This window comes from Pseudoxanthomonas yeongjuensis (assembly GCF_010093345.1).
Lineage (GTDB): Bacteria > Pseudomonadota > Gammaproteobacteria > Xanthomonadales > Xanthomonadaceae > Pseudoxanthomonas_A > Pseudoxanthomonas_A yeongjuensis.
The window spans coordinates 361,591-376,670 of sequence record NZ_PDWT01000002.1 but is presented as its reverse complement, the minus strand read 5'-3'; the positions used below and the strand labels follow the sequence as shown (position 1 = coordinate 376,670).

Genomic DNA, 15,080 nt, shown 5'->3' with positions numbered 1-15,080 from the left:
CAGCGGGTCTTGGCCCGCCTGCTTGCGCGATATGGGATGCGGATGGCGGGCCGGGGCCCGCCCTACAGCAGCACGCGGCGCATGTCGCCGAGCAGTTGCGCCAGATAGGCGGTGAAGCGCGCGGCCGAGGCGCCGTCGATGACGCGATGGTCGTAGCTCAGCGACAACGGCAACTGCAGGCGCGGCTGGAAGGCCTTGCCGTCCCAGACCGGCTGGATCGAAGACTTGGAGACGCCGAGGATGGCGACTTCCGGCGCGTTGACGATCGGCGTGAACGCGGTGCCGCCGATGCCGCCGAGCGAGCTGATGGAAAAGCAGCCGCCGGACATTTCCGCCGGACCCAGCTTGCCTTCGCGCGCCTTGCCGGCGAGTTCGCCCATTTCCTTCGCCAGTTCGGCCAGGCCCTTCTTGTCCACGTCGCGGATCACCGGCACGACCAGGCCATTGGGCGTGTCGGCGGCGAAACCGATGTGGAAATACTTCTTCAGGGTGAGGTTCTCGCCGCTGGCGTCGAGCGAGGCGTTGAAGTCGGGATACTTCTTCAGGCCCGCGACCACCGCCTTCATGATGAAGACGAGCATGGTCAGCTTGATGCCGGCCTTTTCATTTTCCTTGTTCAACTGCACGCGCAGTTCTTCCAGGCCGGTGATGTCGGCCTGGTCGTGCTGGGTGACATGCGGGATCATCGCCCAGTTGCGCGCCAGGTTGGCGCCGGAGATCTTCTTGATCCGCGACAGCGGCTTGACTTCGATCTCGCCGAACTTGGCGAAGTCGACCTTGGGCCAGGGGAGGAGATTGAGGCCGTTGCCACCGGCAACCGTCGGGGCTGACGCCCCTCCCACAGACGCTCCACCCGCCAAGGCCGACTTGACGTAGCGCTGCACGTCTTCCTTGCTGATGCGGCCGGCGCGCTCGCTGCCCTTGACCTGGAGCAGGTCGACGCCGAGTTCGCGCGCGAACAGGCGCACCGACGGGCTGGCGTGGGCGACTTTCTGCGGCAATACCGCGTCGGCGTTGAATTCGACCGGCGGGCTGTGCGGCGGCGAAGCTTCGGGATCGACCCCGGGCTTATTGTCGAGCACCTGCGCCACGGCTGCCGGGGTCGATGCGGACTGCTCCTGCGCGATCTCGCGCTGGGCCAGCTTGTCGGGTTGCGCGGCCACGGCCACCGGTTCGACTTTTGCGCCGGTTTCGGAAGCGGGCACCTCCGCCTTCGGGGCGGCAGGAGCAGGCGCGGGCGTCGGCGCAGGTTTTTCAGCGGCGCCCTCGGCCGCTTCGATCATGGCCACGACCGAGCCTTCCGACAGCGTGTCGCCCAGCTTGACCTTGAGTTCCTTGATCACGCCGGCGAACGGCGCCGGCACTTCCAGCGTGGCCTTGTCCGATTCAAGCGTGATCAGGCTCTGGTCCTTGACCACCGTGTCGCCGACCGCGACCAGCACCTCGATCACCGGCACATCGCTGTAGTCGCCGATATCGGGAACGCGTGCTTCCTTGAGTTCGGCCATATGAAGACTCCAGTGATCCGGTTCGAGTGGGGACCCCTATTGTGGCCATCTGCGTGCGATGCGCCAACCTCTGGACGGAATCAATGGCGGCTTACGGCGCGTTTGTCCTCCCGGACAGGAGCGGTAACGCCCTATTCCGAAGCCTCCGCGTCCCGGTCGGGCTTGATCCGCAGCAGGTCGAGGCTGGCGCCGCCCGGCAATCGATACGCCAGCGCACTGTCCAGTCGATCCAACTCTTCCATCTTCGTGCACAGCTGTTGCGCGCGCTTTTCCAGCGCCTTGGCCCGCGGCTGCACCCGCGCCTCGATCTGCTTGTCCAGGCCGTCCATGGCTTCCAGGCGCCTGGTGTCGCCACTCAGCGCGGCGCGCACCGCGCCGCCGACGATGTCGCCGATGACCAGCGGCACGACTTCGGAAACGGCGTCGCCGATGCCCTTGCCCAGGTCGCTGGAATCGAAGCGGTTGGCGCTGATCGAACGCGCCAGGCGCGCATCGATCTTGCCGCGCGCCTGCTCCAGCTTGGCCCGGGTCGTGGCCGGGTCGTTGCTGAAACCGGCGGCGACCTCGCCCAATGCGGTAAAGGCGATGTCGGCGGCGTCGCGTCCTATCTGCGCGGCCAGCGGCATGATTTCGCGGGTGCCGCGGTCGAAATCGGCGATGCGCTTGCGGTCTTCGTGGCCGAGCGCGACCCAACGATCATCCACGAACAGCTTGTCGCCGCGGATCACGATCCACTTGGGGGTGCCGCTGTCGCGGGTCAGGATCACGCTCTGCGGGTTGATGCTGAGGTCGTAGTCGCTTTCGATGTTGCATTCGACATCGCCGGCGCGGGCGCCGGCGGCCAGCGCGAGCAGGGCCAGGAAACAGAGGGCGCGGCGCATGTGCATCTCCCGGGTGCTTGGACGCCGCCAGCATGCCAGTCCGGCGACCGTTGCCAACGTGCCTTTCGGCATGGATGACGTTGCGGGTGCCTGTCGCACCGGAACGGTCCCGCGACAACCGGCAGCCATTGGGCCGAACACCACCATGCGCAGGCTTGAACGAACTGTTCACCCCCGCACTGCAACAATGCCTGCATGGCCGACGCGACTCCACTTCGCCGCCCGCCACCTCCCGTGCTGGACGATGCCTGCGCATTGTTCCTCGACGTGGACGGCACCCTGCTCGAATTCGAGATCCATCCGGACCTCGTCGGCTTGCCGCTAGGCGCACTGGACATCATCGGCCGCGTCAGCGATCGCCTCGGTGGCGCGCTGGCGCTGGTCAGCGGCAGGCCGCTTTCCGAACTGGACCGCCTGTTCTCGCCGCAGCGGTTTCCCGCGGCGGGCCTGCACGGCCAGCAGTTCCGCGGCGTGGTCGCCCCGCAACCCGTGCGCAGCGGCGATGCGCTGTCGGCCCTGCGCCTGGAAGCGGGACTGTTCGCCGAACGCCATCCCGGCGTACTGGTCGAGGACAAGGGCGCGAACCTGGCCTTGCACTGGCGCACCGCGCCGCACGCCGCCGCCGCGGTGACGCAACTGGCCGAATCGCACCTGTCGCGGCTGCCCGGCTATCGCCTGCAGCCAGGCGATCACGTGATCGAACTGGTTCCCGCCGATGTCGACAAGGGCCGCGCGCTGCACACGCTGATGGCCGAGGCGCCTTTCGCGGGGCGCACGCCGGTGTTCGTCGGCGACGACCTGACCGACGAGTTCGGTTTCGCCGCCGCCCATGCGGCTGGGGGCTGGAGCGTGCAGGTCGGCGCGCGCGAGCCCACCCAGGCGCGATACAGGCTCGCCGATCCGACCGCCGTGCATGCCTGGCTTCGCCGCAATGCCGTGCCTGTGGGCGCCGCAGAGAAACCACGATGACAACTGCCCGCACGACCGCTACCCGTATGGCAGCTGCCCACACGACAGCCGCAAACCTCGATCTCGGCGTGATCGGCAACGGCAGCTTCGGCGCGCTGGTCGATGCTCGGGCACGGGTGGTGTGGAGTTGCCTGCCTGCCTTCGATGGCGATCCGGCGTTCTGCGCGCTGCTCTCGCCGCGCGAGCACGACGGCGGCGACTACGCCATCGAACTGGAGGATTTCTCGCACAGCGAGCAGGCCTACCTGCACAACACCGCGATCCTGCGCACGGTCCTGCACGACCGCCAGGGCGGCGCGGTGGAAATCATCGATTTCGCCCCGCGCTGGCGCGAGCACGAGCGCTTCTACCGGCCGGTGATGCTGGTGCGCCGGGTCACGCCGCTCAGCGGCAACCCGCGGATCCGCGTGCGTGCGCGCCCGCTGGCGGATTGGGGCGCGCGGTTGCCGGAATCCACTTGGGGCAGCAACCACGTGCGCTGGCTGCTTCCCGATTTCACCCTGCGCCTGACTACCGACGTGCCGGTGCGTTTCGTGCGCGAGGAAACTCCGTTCGTGCTCGCGCATCCGGTGCATCTTGTTCTGGGCGCGGACGAATCGCTGGCGCGTGGCGTGGCCGGATTCGTGCACGAGGCGCAGCAACGCACCACCAGCTACTGGTGCGAATGGGTGCGTTACCTGTCCATCCCGCTGGACTGGCAGGAGGCGGTGATCCGCAGCGCGATCACCTTGAAGCTGTGCCAGTACGAAGACAGCGGCGCGATCATCGCGGCGATGACCACCTCCATTCCCGAAGCGCCGGACACACCGCGCAACTGGGACTATCGCTATTGCTGGCTGCGCGACGCCGCGTTCGTGGTGCGTGCGCTGAACCGGCTGGGCGCGACCCGCAGCATGGAGGAGTTCCTGCGCTACATCTTCAACATCGCCACCAGCGACGGCAGCCTGCAACCGCTATACGGGATCAATTTCGAGGAACAGCTGCACGAATACGAAGTGGAAAGCCTGGCCGGCTACCGCGGCATGGGGCCGGTGCGGCGCGGCAACCTGGCCTGGGTGCAGAAACAGCACGACGTGTACGGCAGCGTGGTCCTGGCATCCACCCAGCTGTTCTTCGACCAGCGGCTGGCCGATCCGGGCGACATCGATGCCTTCGCCCGGCTCGAACCGCTGGGCGAACGCGCCTTCGCCCTGCACGATGTTCCCGACGCCGGGTTGTGGGAGTTCCGCGGCCGCGCCGAAGTCCACACCTACACCAGCGTGATGTGCTGGGCCGCCTGCGACCGGCTGGCGAAGATCGCGGGCAAACTGGAACTGGAATCCCGCCAAACCTACTGGCGCGACCGGGCCGAAGCGATCCATGCGCGCGTGATCGAGCAGTCGTGGAGCGGAACGCTCGGCCATTTCACCGATACCTTCGGCGGCGAGCGCCTGGATGCTTCGCTGCTGCTGCTGGCCGACCTGGGCTTCGTGCAGCCCGACGACCCGCGCTTCATCGGCACGGTCGAGGCGATCGGTCGCGACCTCAAGCGCGGCGACGCGCTGTTCCGCTACGTGGCGCCGGACGATTTCGGTTCGCCGGAAACCAGCTTCACCATCTGCACCTTCTGGTACATCGACGCGCTGGCGGCGATCGGGCGCAAGGACGAGGCGCGCGAATTGTTCGAGCGGATCCTGGCGCGGCGCAATCCGCTTGGTTTGCTATCCGAGGACCTGGCCTTCGACGGCGGCGAGGCCTGGGGGAATTTTCCGCAGACCTATTCCCATGTCGGCCTGATCATCGCCGCGATGCGCCTGTCGCGTTCGTGGCAGGAAGCCTCGTGAGCCGGCTGGTGGTCGTCTCCAATCGCGTCGCGGTGCCGGGCGAAAGCCGTGCTGGCGGACTTGCCGTGGGCTTGCTGGCGGCGCTGAAGGAGCGTGGCGGCCTGTGGTTCGGCTGGAGCGGGAAAGTCACCCGCGAGCCCAGCGGCAGCCTGTACGAACAGACCGATGGCGACATCCGCTTCGTGACCATGGATCTGGACCGCAAGGACCACGACGATTACTACAACGGCTTCGCCAATCGCACGCTGTGGCCGCTGCTGCATTTCCGCCTGGACCTGGTCGACTACGATCGCGGCAAGCGCGAGGGCTATCGCCGGGTCAATGCGCTGTTCGCCGAGAAGCTTGCGCCGCTGTTGCGCGACAGCGACACCGTGTGGATCCACGACTACCACCTGATCCCACTGGCCTCGATGCTGCGCGAGCGCGGGATCGGCTGCAAGATCGGCTTCTTCCTGCACGTGCCGATGCCTTCCGCCGACCTGGTGCAGGCGTTGCCCGAGCATCTGCGCCTGATGTCCAGCCTGTATGCCTACGACCTGGTGGGTTTCCAGACCCAGCGCGACGTCGAACGCTTCCAGGCCTATGTGCGCCTGTTCGGCGAGGGCAAGGTGATCGGCGACGGAGAGCTGCAGGCGCCGGACGGCCATCGCTTCCGTGCCGGCGCCTTTCCGATCGGCATCGACACCGGACTGATCGCGCAGCAGGCCAGGGAGGCGGTGAACAAGCCTGCCGTGCGCGACCTGCGCAAGAGCCTGGAGCCAAGGCAACTGGCCATCGGCGTGGACCGGCTGGACTACTCGAAGGGATTGCCGGAACGCTTCCACGGCTTCGAGCGTTACCTGCAGCGGCACCCCAAGCAGAAAGGACTGTTGACCTACCTGCAGATCGCGCCGGTGTCGCGGGGCGAAGTGTCGGAATACAAGTTGCTGCGCAACGAGCTGGAACAGATCGCCGGGCACATCAACGGCAACCATGCCCAGCCCGACTGGACGCCGCTGCGCTACGTCAACAAGAATTTCGCCCACGCTACGCTGACCGGCTTCTATCGCATGGCCCGCCTCGGTCTGGTCACGCCGCTGCGCGACGGCATGAACCTGGTGGCCAAGGAATTCGTCGCCGCACAGGACGGATCCGACCCCGGTGTGCTGGTGTTGTCGATCCTGGCCGGTGCCGCGGACGAAATGAAGGAAGCATTGATCGTCAACCCGCACGACCTGGACGGCGTGGCCGACGCCATCGCCACCGCATCCGGCATGCCCCTTTCCGAGCGCGTGGAAAGATGGCGCGCGCTGATGGACCAGTTGCAGGAGAACGACATAGGCGCGTGGCGCAGGCGTTACCTGCAGGCGCTGGAAGCGGCGTAGCCAATCTCCGAACAATCCTCTCTTGCTCGTCATGACCAGCCATCCGGCTGCTGAACCCCCGGCGAAGGCGGAAGTGCTTTTCAACGGCGCAAGCCGGTCAACCAAGCGCCCTGGCTTTCGATCAATGGCTTGAAGTCACCGGTCTCCGCCGATGCAATCCCGTGCGCTTGCTAATGTCACGCGAGTTCGTTCCTTCATGAATCCATTCGCGCATGGAACATGAATCGGATATCACGACGCTGAATATCGATATCGCGACCCATCCGTCAACACGATGAAGCGCCGATGAAAATACATGACGAATAAACCCCTCATGCCGGCATGCATTCATGCGCGACTGGCTACGGTGTGCGCTGCCCTCTCCCCGGGCGCATCCACAAGAACATGAGGAGAACCAAATGTCTTCACTTAAACCCCTGAGCATCGCCCTGCTTTCCGCCATCGCCATCGCGCCCTCCGCGTTCGCGCAGGACGCCGCAAGCACCGATACGACGACCGATACCGCTGCCGTCACCACCACCGACAGCAATGGCACCGTTTCCGGCAAGCGCATCGCGATCGTCGGTGGCGGCGCTATCCTGAAACCCGACTCCGACCCGGCCACCGGCCTGGACATCGACGGCGGCAGCGCGCCGACGTTGAGCGCCAGCTGGTACTTCAACGACAACATGGCGATCGAGCTGTGGGGCGCCGCCGACAAGTTCAACCACCGCGTGCGCGGCCCCGAAGGCAAGATCGGCACGGTGGAACAGCAGCCGATCGCGCTGAGCGGCCAGTACCATTTCCGCGCCGCGGACGCGGTCATGCGCCCGTTCGTGGGCCTGGGCTACTACGAGTCCAACTTCAGCAACGAGGACATCTCCGGTGACGGCCTGCATGTCGGCCTGGATACCGCCAAGGGCGCCATCGCCACCGCCGGCATGGACTTCAACATCAACAGCCGCTGGTTCGCGCGCACCGACCTGCGTTACATGAAGGGCGATTCCGATGTGAAGGTTGCGGGCGAGTCGACAGGCGAGAACCTGAAGCTGAATCCGTTGACGCTGGGTATCGGTATCGGCGCGCGCTTCTGATCGGAACTACGCATCACGTATCACGTAACGACAACGCGGCAGGCTCGGCAACGGGCCTGCCGTTTTCATGCATGCCCGCCGAGACTCATCTGCTCACCCGCTTTTAGCGGAAGGAAAGTTAGCGTTGGACCCAGCGCCGGATGATCCGGCGAGAGGAACCGCCATGCCCACCGTCAGACTTCGCGTCACCGGCAACGAATACGCCGCCTCCGAACTGATGCACGCGCTGGAAGCGATCGAGGGCATTGAGCGTGTCGAGGAAGTGGCCGACCTGATGCCGCACATGGACGACGAAGACTCCAGTTCCGCCGGCTTGCCCGACGACGAGTCTCCCGGCCTGCACGAAATCGAGATCGAGGCGCCCAACGACGAAGCCGTGCGCCGCATCCATGCAGTGGTGGAAGCGCTGGCCGAGCGCACCGAAAGCGCGATCGAGATCGTCGAGGATTTTTAAGGAATGGTGGGCCTGCCCCCCCAGGGGACTTCCTTCGGGGCGTGGGAGGGGCGTCAGCCCCGAAGCTTTCCATCCGAGAGCATCGGGGCTGACGCCCCTCCCACAACCTGAGCGTCGAGCCACGCGCTGGAATCATTCACCGATTCCCTAAACTGCAGTTCGCCGCAACCTGCGCCGCAGACCCCACGTGTAGCCGAGGTAATGGCCGATCAGCAGGCCGGCCACGGCGAAAAGGCTGGCGTGGTCCAGTACCGGGATGATCGACAGCGCTTCGCGGCCTTGCCAGTAGCGCCACATCTCCACGAAGCCCATCGCGATCCGTGCCGCGACCAGCAGCGTCAGGCCCAATGCGAGCCAGGGATTCGGGGTGTAGAACAGGCCCTGCGCAGTGCTCTCGAAACGGCTCAGCCACAGACCTAGGACGCCGGTAACCAGGCCGATGCCCAGCCCCGCCGACGCGTAGCCCAGCGCCCCGGGCCACCAGAGATCGGTCAGGGCCATGCTGGCCAGGAACACGCCCGCAGAAAGCAGCAGCAGCCACGAATTCAAATTCACCATCCACGGCCACGCCCTGCGCCGCGCCTTGCCCAGGCGGTAGCGCTGCCATAGCGACAGCGGCAGCAACAGCAGCCACAAGACCAGCAGGACCAGGATCACCAGCGGGACAATGAGCAGCGGCATCAGGGGTGTTCGGCTTCCGCGTGTACCTTTTCGCGACGCAGCAGGTACAGGCCGCTGGCGACGATGATGCCCGCGCCGATCCAGGTCACGCCATCGGGCAAGACATGCCACAGCGCCAGGTCCAGGCATACGCCCCAGACCAGCGCGCTGTATTCGAGCGGCGCGATCAGCGAGGCCTCGCCACGACGGAAAGCTTCGGTCAGCGCCACCTGGGCCAGCGAGCCGGACACGCCGACCCCGGCGATCACCCACAGGTCGCCGGACTGCAACGGCCGCCAATCCGGTGCGGCCATCGCTCCGGCGCCCAGCGACAGCAGGATCAGGAACCAGAACACCATCGACTGGCTGCTGTCGCGCTGCGCCAGCAGGCGCACGGTGATCGCGCTGGCCGCATAGCAGACCGCGGCAATGAGGATGGCCAGGCCGCCCAGGGTCGCCATGCCCTGTCCGGTCGGGCGCAGCACCACCAGCACGCCGACCAGTCCGATCACGATCGCGGTCCAGCGCCGCGGGCCCACTTTTTCGCCGAGGAACGGCACGGCCATGGCGGTGACCAGCATCGGCGCGATGAAGGTGATCGCGTAAGCGGTGGAAAGCGGCATGGTCCGCAAACCGTAGACGAAACCGAACATCATGCCGATGCCCAATGCCCCGCGCAGCAGGTGCAACGGCCAGTGCACGCGCAGCAGCGCCTGCGGCCTGACCGTGCACAGCACCCACACCAGCACCAGCGGCAGCGACGACAGCCCGCGCAGGGTCGCCACCTGCAACGGCGGGTAATGCGGCGAAAGCAGCTTCAAGCCGGCGTCCATCAGCGCGAACAGCGCGACGGCAACCAGCATCAGGGTGATCGCAGGCAGGTGGGAAGGGCGGGAGTCCATGCCGCATTATCCCTTTCCGGCATGCTTTCGACAGCGGGGCCTGAGTGGGCCGCTTGTCGCGTTGTTCCTGTCGAATCTGTCTGCCGAACCGGCCGAATCCGGAGTCCCCATGCCTGAATACCCGAGTCCTGGCGTATATGCGGAGGAAATCGCCTACCGCGCACGCAGCATCGAGGCGTCATCCACCGACCTGACCCTGTTCGTGGGTGCGCTGCCGGGCGATCCCGACCCTGCACCCCGCGTGGTGACCGGATGGCAGGAGTTCGTCGATGCCTGGGGCAGCTCATCGCGTATCGACCTTGCAGGCGTCACATCACCCAATTACCTGGCCTACGCCGCCCACGCCTACTTCCAGAATGGCGGCAGGAAGTTGTGCGTGGTGCCGGTCGGCGGCATGGGTGGAGAGCCACAGGCAAGCGACTACGCGGCGGCATTGGCATCGAGCCTGGGGTTGGCCGACATCTCCCTGGTGCATGCGCCGGGCGCGTCGACGTGGGCGCAGCGCGAGCCCATCGAGGATGTGCTGGTGGCGCACGCCGGGCACGAGCCCGGAAGATTCCTGGTCCTGGACCCGCCGGCCGCGCAGGATCTTGCGCAGGTGCGTGCCCAACGTGCGCGCCTCGATACCTCGCATGCCGCGCTGTATTACCCATGGATCGTCGCGAATGACGTCCTGGCGACGACCGGAGCCGCTTCGATCACGCTGCCGCCCGGTGGCTTCCTGTGCGGGATCCATGTTCGCACCGCCATCGAGCAAGGCATCCACAAGCCCCCCGCGAACAGCGCGATCCGTGGCGCGCTGGATTTCGAGACCCGATTGAGCGAGTTGCAACAGGACGTGCTCAACCCGGAAGGCATCAATTGCCTGCGTGCGTTCGACGGACGCGGCCTGCGGGTGTGGGGCGCACGCACGATGGGTTCCGATCCGGAATGGAAGTACATCAACATCCGGCGCTATTCCGACTACCTGCAGCGATCGCTGGAGCGCGGTACGCGTTGGGCGGCGTTCGAGCGGAACGACGAAACCCTTTGGAGCAACTTGCGCGCGGTCATCCAGGACTTCCTTCACGACGAGTGGAGGAACGGTGCCCTGCTGGGCAGCAAGCCGGAGCAGGCGTGGTTCGTCAGCTGCGACCGCAGCACCATGACCCAGGAAGATATCGACCAGGGCCGGCTGGTCTGCCTGGTCGGGGTCGCGCTCCTGAAGCCGGCCGAATTCGCGATCTTCCGCCTCTCGCAACCGACGGCCGACACCGCCGGATGAGGCAGCTGCGTCCCGGCTTGCGTTAACCTAGCGCACCCCATCGCCACTTTCCCGCCGACATGCCCTCTTTCGACGTCATTTCCGAAGTCAACAGCCACGAACTCACCAACGCGGTCGACCAGGCCAATCGCGAACTCACCACCCGCTTCGACTTCAAGGGCGTGGATGCCAAGTTCGTGCTCGACGACAACGTCATCAGCCAGTCCGCGCCCAGCGATTTCCAGCTCAAGCAGATGTCCGACATCCTGCGCGCGCGCCTGGTCGCGCGCGGCATCGACGTGCGCTGCCTGGAGGAAGGCGAGGTGGAAACCAACCTGGCCGGCGCTCGCCAGAAAGTCACGGTCAAGCAGGGCATCGAGCAGAAACTGGCCAAGAAGATCGCCGCAGCGATCAAGGAAGCCAAGCTCAAGGTCGACACCCAGATCAACGGCGACAAGCTGCGGGTCAACGGCAAGAAGCGCGACGACCTGCAGGACACGATGGCGCTGCTGCGCAAGGGCGACTTCGAATTGCCGCTGCAGTTCGATAATTTCCGTGATTGAAGTTCCCATGGACGACCCGATCGCCGCTACCCGTCGCTGGCTGGAGCGCGCGGTGATCGGCCTGAACCTGTGTCCGTTCGCCAAAGCGGTCTACGCGAAGCAGCAGGTGCGCTTCGTGCTCAGCGATGCGAGCACGCCCGAGGCCTTGCTGGAACAGTTGGCCGAAGAGCTGCTGCTGTTGCGCGACACGCCCGCCGAGGAAATCGACACCACCCTGATCGTGCATCCCGACGTGCTGCAGGATTTCCTCGACTACAACGACTTCCTCGACAACGCCGACGCCGCGGTCGAGGCGCTGGACCTGGAAGGCGTGCTGCAGGTCGCCAGCTTCCATCCGGCCTACCAGTTCGCCGGCACCGCGCCGGACGACATCGGCAACTACAGCAACCGCTCGCCCTACCCGACCCTGCACCTGTTGCGCGAAGACAGCGTCGGCCGCGCGGTCGAGGCATTCCCGGACGCGGATTCCATCGTCGACCGCAATGTGGAAACCCTGGACCGGCTGGGCGTGGAGGGATGGCGCAAGCTGTTCGCAGACAGTGCTCCCGAATCGGCGTAGGAGCGACGTGAGTCGCGACCGAAATCAAATCCACACCGCATCCCAGAACGGATAGTCGCCAACCCGCCTCACCAACCCCGCACGCACCGGATTCAGCACCAGGTACCGGGCGACGCCACGAAGATCTTCGTCCCTTCGCAACGCCCGATCATGGAAGGCCGGCGCCCAGACCTGTCCGACCCGTGGGTTGCAGGCTTTCAACTCGCGGGCGGCATTGGATTTCGTCTTTTGCACGACGCCCGACAGGCTTTCTTCCGTACCAAGCGCGATCAATAGATGCAGATGATCGGGCATCACCACCCAAGCCAGCAATTGAGCGTCTTTCCAGAGGCGCAGACCATGCAGCGACTTGGCCATGCAAGTCGCATTCCCCGCATCGCTGAAAATATCCACGCGTTGATGAGTGGTGAAGGCCACCAGGTAAGTTTGCCCGGGAATCGACACCCGGGCGCATCGCAAGGCGCGATGTCCTGAAGCACGTTCGCCATGGAAGTTGGTGCCCATGGCTGGAGTATTTGTTGCCGATAATCCGGACGGTATCGGGAATCTCCTGGATAGCTGTCCGGATTCTCTGGTATTCGCGACTTACGTCGCTCCTACCACAGGTGAGGTCGCAACAGCGGGCGCACCTCCCCCAGGGAAGTCACTATTTGCGCCAACGACCGGGTCAGCTCCGACGCGGGCACCAGGTCAGGCACCTGGATCACCGCCATCCCGGCCGCGCTGGCCGCACGCACGCCCATTTCCGAGTCCTCGAGAGCCACGCAATTTTCCGGCGGCACGCCCAACCGCTTCGCGGCAAGCAGGTAGATATCCGCCGCGGGCTTGGGATGCTCCACATCGCTGCTGGTCGCCAACGCGCTGAAGTAATGATCGATCCCGCTACGCGCCAGCTTGACCAGGGCGCGCTCGCGCCGGGTCGAGGTGGCGACGGCGAGCGGCACGCCGCGCGCGGACAGGTCCCGCAGCAATTCGATCGCCCCGTCCTTCAGCGGCAAGCCCTGTTCCACCAGCAGGTCGTAGCGGTCCTTGCAGTCGACGCTCAGGCGTTCCGCCTTCCCGGAACCCAATAATCGGACCAGCAATTCGGTGCAGGCCGCGTCGTGCATGCCCACCATCGATAGCCAGAGTCCGTCGTCCAGCGGCAGTGCGTGCTCTGCGGCGACGCTGCGCCAGCAGTCGAGGATGACGCGCTCGCTGTCGATCAGCAGGCCGTCCATGTCGAAAATCACCGCACGGACACTCATGCCTTGAACAGTTCCGCCCGGTCGCCATCGCCGAGAATCCACCACTCGCCCGACGGCAACCCGGCCAGACCAAGGCCGCCGATCCGGCTGCGATGCAGCGCCTCGACATGATTGCCGACCGCCGCGAACATGCGTCGCACCTGGTGGTAGCGGCCCTCGTGCAGGGTCAGGCGCGCATGACGCGGGTCGATGGCCTCCAGGCCTGCAGGCAGCAACGGCATCTTCTCCGATTCCAGCATCAGTTCGCCGCTGGCGAATATTTCCGCCTCGTCGCCGCGCAGGTCGTTGGCGAGGGTCGCTTCATAGACCTTGGACAATTTCGATTTCGGCGACACGATCCGGTGCAGCAGCACGCCGTCGTCGGTCAGCAGCAACAGGCCGCTGGTATCGCGATCCAGCCGCCCCACCGTGGACAGCAGCGGCGAGCGCAGGCGGAAACGCGGCGGCAACAGGTCGTAGACGAGGCGGCCGCGGTCCTTGGTCGAGCAGGTGTAACCGGCCGGCTTGTGCAGCATGACCAGCAGGCCGGGCGCCGGATCCAGTGGCTCGCCATCGACGCGGAGGTCGTCGTGGTCGAGCGGATCGTCGGCGTACAGCACTTCGCCCTGAGCATCGGTGATGCGGCCTTCGCGGAACATCAGCGCGACCTGCTTGCGGCTGCCGTAGCCGAGATTGGCGAGGTACTTGACCAGTTTCATCGCGGCGACTTGCCCGATCTTGTCGACCCCGACCGGGCCGACGGCATCGCCTTGATCGCCTCGATCACCTTGAAGCCATCGCCCTCGCCCGCCACGCGCACCTGGCCGAAACTGGCGTTCAACACCGCTTCGTAAGGCAGATGACGGTTCGCGACCAGGAACAGCCTTCCCCCAGGCTTCAACGATTCGGCGGCGACGGCGATGAAACGGCGACCGACATCGGGACGATCGGCGCGGCTCTGAGTGTGGAAGGGCGGATTGCTGACGATGAAATCGTACTGTTCCGGCAGGCCGGTGGTGACATCGTGCCAGCGGTAGCCGAGCGTGGCTTTTCCTTCGAATGCAACCAGGTTGCGCTTCGCCAGGTCCAGCGCGCGCGCTTCGGCTTCATACAGGTCGAGCGATACGACCTTGTCGCTGTGCGAAAGGATTTCGGCCGAAAGATAGCCGTAACCCGCGCCCAGGTCGGCACCCTTCCCGGCGAGATCCATTGGCAGGTGCTCGACCAGCAGTGCGGAAGCCGGATCGATCCGGTCCCAGGCGAACACGCCGGGACGGCTGGTGAAGCGTCCATCGAGGATCGGTCGCGGCGCATCCAGCTTCGACCATTGCGCCAGCAGCGCGGCATCGTGCGCGCCATCGAACGGCCTGCTCCAGAACACGCGGCAGTGGTTCTTGGCCAGGCTGCCGCCCAGGCCGGCGAGCTGCTTGAGGTCGGCTTCGCCGGATTTCGCGCCTTCGTTGTTGGTGATGCTGGCCACGATCACGCCGCCGGGGGCGCACAGCGACAGGGCCCGCGCGAACAAGGCGCGCGCTTCTTCGCGCTGCCGCGGCGGCAGGACCAGCACCAGCGGATAGCGGGCGCCGGACGCCGATGCGTCCGCGATCACCTGCAAACCGCCGCGCTCCAGCTCGTCGGCGAATGGCTTGTAGCTCTGTTCGCACACCAGTTGCGCCACCGGGAATTGGCGCATCGCCGCACCTTCGCGCGCGCGCAGGAACAGCACCGATCCTTCGGGCCATCGCAAGGCATGGCTGGAAAGCGGAAGGAACAGGGAGTCGAGCGCGGGATCGGAGTTGCTGGCGGCCAAGAGATGTCACGAATAAGGGGGCAGAGAGGGATTCTACCTGTCGCC

Annotated in this window: 16 protein-coding genes; 8 read left to right on the top strand and 8 right to left on the bottom strand. The window is 65.8% G+C overall.

Annotated elements, in window-relative coordinates; all coding sequences use genetic code 11:
• Positions 1 to 62: 62 nt before the first annotated feature.
• Together CSC74_RS08845 and CSC74_RS08840 are read right to left on the bottom strand one after the other, a co-directional pair.
• On the bottom strand, positions 63 to 1,508 hold the full coding sequence (locus CSC74_RS08845) for a dihydrolipoyllysine-residue acetyltransferase (protein WP_162314075.1): 1,446 nt from the start codon (positions 1,506 to 1,508) through the stop codon (positions 63 to 65).
• 131 nt (positions 1,509 to 1,639) lie between these two features.
• A complete protein-coding gene (locus CSC74_RS08840; RefSeq protein ID WP_211369599.1) occupies positions 1,640 to 2,389 on the bottom strand; it encodes a DUF2884 family protein in 750 nt (249 codons plus the stop codon).
• Between the two features lie 195 nt (positions 2,390 to 2,584).
• Here CSC74_RS08840 and otsB point away from each other — a divergent pair, with 195 nt between their 5' ends.
• From otsB to CSC74_RS08815, 5 genes are all read left to right on the top strand, one after another.
• Positions 2,585 to 3,358 (top strand): trehalose-phosphatase, encoded by a 774-nt coding sequence (gene otsB, locus CSC74_RS08835; protein ID WP_162314073.1) that lies wholly within the window; start codon positions 2,585 to 2,587, stop codon positions 3,356 to 3,358.
• Between the two features lie 26 nt (positions 3,359 to 3,384).
• The gene (locus CSC74_RS08830) at positions 3,385 to 5,181 is read left to right on the top strand and encodes a glycoside hydrolase family 15 protein (protein WP_162314275.1); all 1,797 of its coding nucleotides are present in this window, start codon (positions 3,385 to 3,387) and stop codon (positions 5,179 to 5,181) included.
• On the top strand, positions 5,178 to 6,545 hold the full coding sequence (gene otsA, locus CSC74_RS08825; protein WP_162314072.1) for an alpha,alpha-trehalose-phosphate synthase (UDP-forming): 1,368 nt from the start codon (positions 5,178 to 5,180) through the stop codon (positions 6,543 to 6,545). The genes CSC74_RS08830 and otsA overlap by 4 nt, the downstream gene beginning before the upstream one ends.
• A 398-nt stretch (positions 6,546 to 6,943) precedes the next feature.
• Positions 6,944 to 7,618 carry an OmpW/AlkL family protein gene (locus CSC74_RS08820; RefSeq protein WP_162314071.1) on the top strand — a complete coding sequence of 225 codons (675 nt, stop codon included), beginning with the start codon at positions 6,944 to 6,946 and terminating at the stop codon, positions 7,616 to 7,618.
• Between the two features lie 163 nt (positions 7,619 to 7,781).
• The gene (locus CSC74_RS08815) at positions 7,782 to 8,072 is read left to right on the top strand and encodes a hypothetical protein (protein WP_162314070.1); all 291 of its coding nucleotides are present in this window, start codon (positions 7,782 to 7,784) and stop codon (positions 8,070 to 8,072) included.
• A 147-nt stretch (positions 8,073 to 8,219) separates the two neighbouring features.
• Here CSC74_RS08815 and CSC74_RS08810 read toward each other — a convergent pair whose 3' ends face one another.
• Together CSC74_RS08810 and CSC74_RS08805 are read right to left on the bottom strand one after the other, a co-directional pair.
• Entirely contained in the window at positions 8,220 to 8,753 is a 534-nt protein-coding gene (locus CSC74_RS08810; RefSeq protein ID WP_162314069.1) for a DUF1453 domain-containing protein, read from the bottom strand.
• The gene (locus CSC74_RS08805; RefSeq protein ID WP_162314068.1) at positions 8,753 to 9,634 is read right to left on the bottom strand and encodes a DMT family transporter; all 882 of its coding nucleotides are present in this window, start codon (positions 9,632 to 9,634) and stop codon (positions 8,753 to 8,755) included. The genes CSC74_RS08810 and CSC74_RS08805 overlap by 1 nt, the downstream gene beginning before the upstream one ends.
• Positions 9,635 to 9,743: 109 nt before the next feature.
• Here CSC74_RS08805 and CSC74_RS08800 point away from each other — a divergent pair, with 109 nt between their 5' ends.
• The 3 genes from CSC74_RS08800 to CSC74_RS08790 are packed head-to-tail and all read left to right on the top strand — an operon-like array spanning position 9,744 to position 11,999.
• Entirely contained in the window at positions 9,744 to 10,898 is a 1,155-nt protein-coding gene (locus CSC74_RS08800) for a phage tail sheath family protein (protein ID WP_162314067.1), read from the top strand.
• Positions 10,899 to 10,957: 59 nt separating this feature from the next.
• On the top strand, positions 10,958 to 11,440 hold the full coding sequence (locus CSC74_RS08795; protein WP_162314066.1) for a YajQ family cyclic di-GMP-binding protein: 483 nt from the start codon (positions 10,958 to 10,960) through the stop codon (positions 11,438 to 11,440).
• Positions 11,441 to 11,447: 7 nt separating this feature from the next.
• Positions 11,448 to 11,999, top strand: coding sequence for a DUF1415 domain-containing protein (locus tag CSC74_RS08790; RefSeq protein ID WP_211369611.1), 552 nt, complete (start codon positions 11,448 to 11,450; stop codon positions 11,997 to 11,999).
• 24 nt (positions 12,000 to 12,023) lie between these two features.
• Here CSC74_RS08790 and CSC74_RS08785 read toward each other — a convergent pair whose 3' ends face one another.
• The 4 genes from CSC74_RS08785 to CSC74_RS08770 all read right to left on the bottom strand — a co-directional run bounded on the left by CSC74_RS08785 (position 12,024) and on the right by CSC74_RS08770 (position 15,035).
• On the bottom strand, positions 12,024 to 12,503 hold the full coding sequence (locus CSC74_RS08785; protein WP_162314065.1) for an REP-associated tyrosine transposase: 480 nt from the start codon (positions 12,501 to 12,503) through the stop codon (positions 12,024 to 12,026).
• 92 nt (positions 12,504 to 12,595) lie between these two features.
• A complete protein-coding gene (locus CSC74_RS08780; RefSeq protein ID WP_162314064.1) occupies positions 12,596 to 13,246 on the bottom strand; it encodes an HAD family hydrolase in 651 nt (216 codons plus the stop codon).
• Complete coding sequence (locus tag CSC74_RS08775; RefSeq protein WP_162314063.1) at positions 13,243 to 13,944, bottom strand: pseudouridine synthase; 702 nt, start codon at positions 13,942 to 13,944, stop codon at positions 13,243 to 13,245. Before CSC74_RS08775 ends, CSC74_RS08780 begins: the two co-directional genes overlap by 4 nt.
• Entirely contained in the window at positions 13,941 to 15,035 is a 1,095-nt protein-coding gene (locus tag CSC74_RS08770) for a class I SAM-dependent methyltransferase (RefSeq protein WP_246193077.1), read from the bottom strand. The genes CSC74_RS08775 and CSC74_RS08770 overlap by 4 nt, the downstream gene beginning before the upstream one ends.
• Between the last annotated feature and the right edge of the window lie 45 nt (positions 15,036 to 15,080).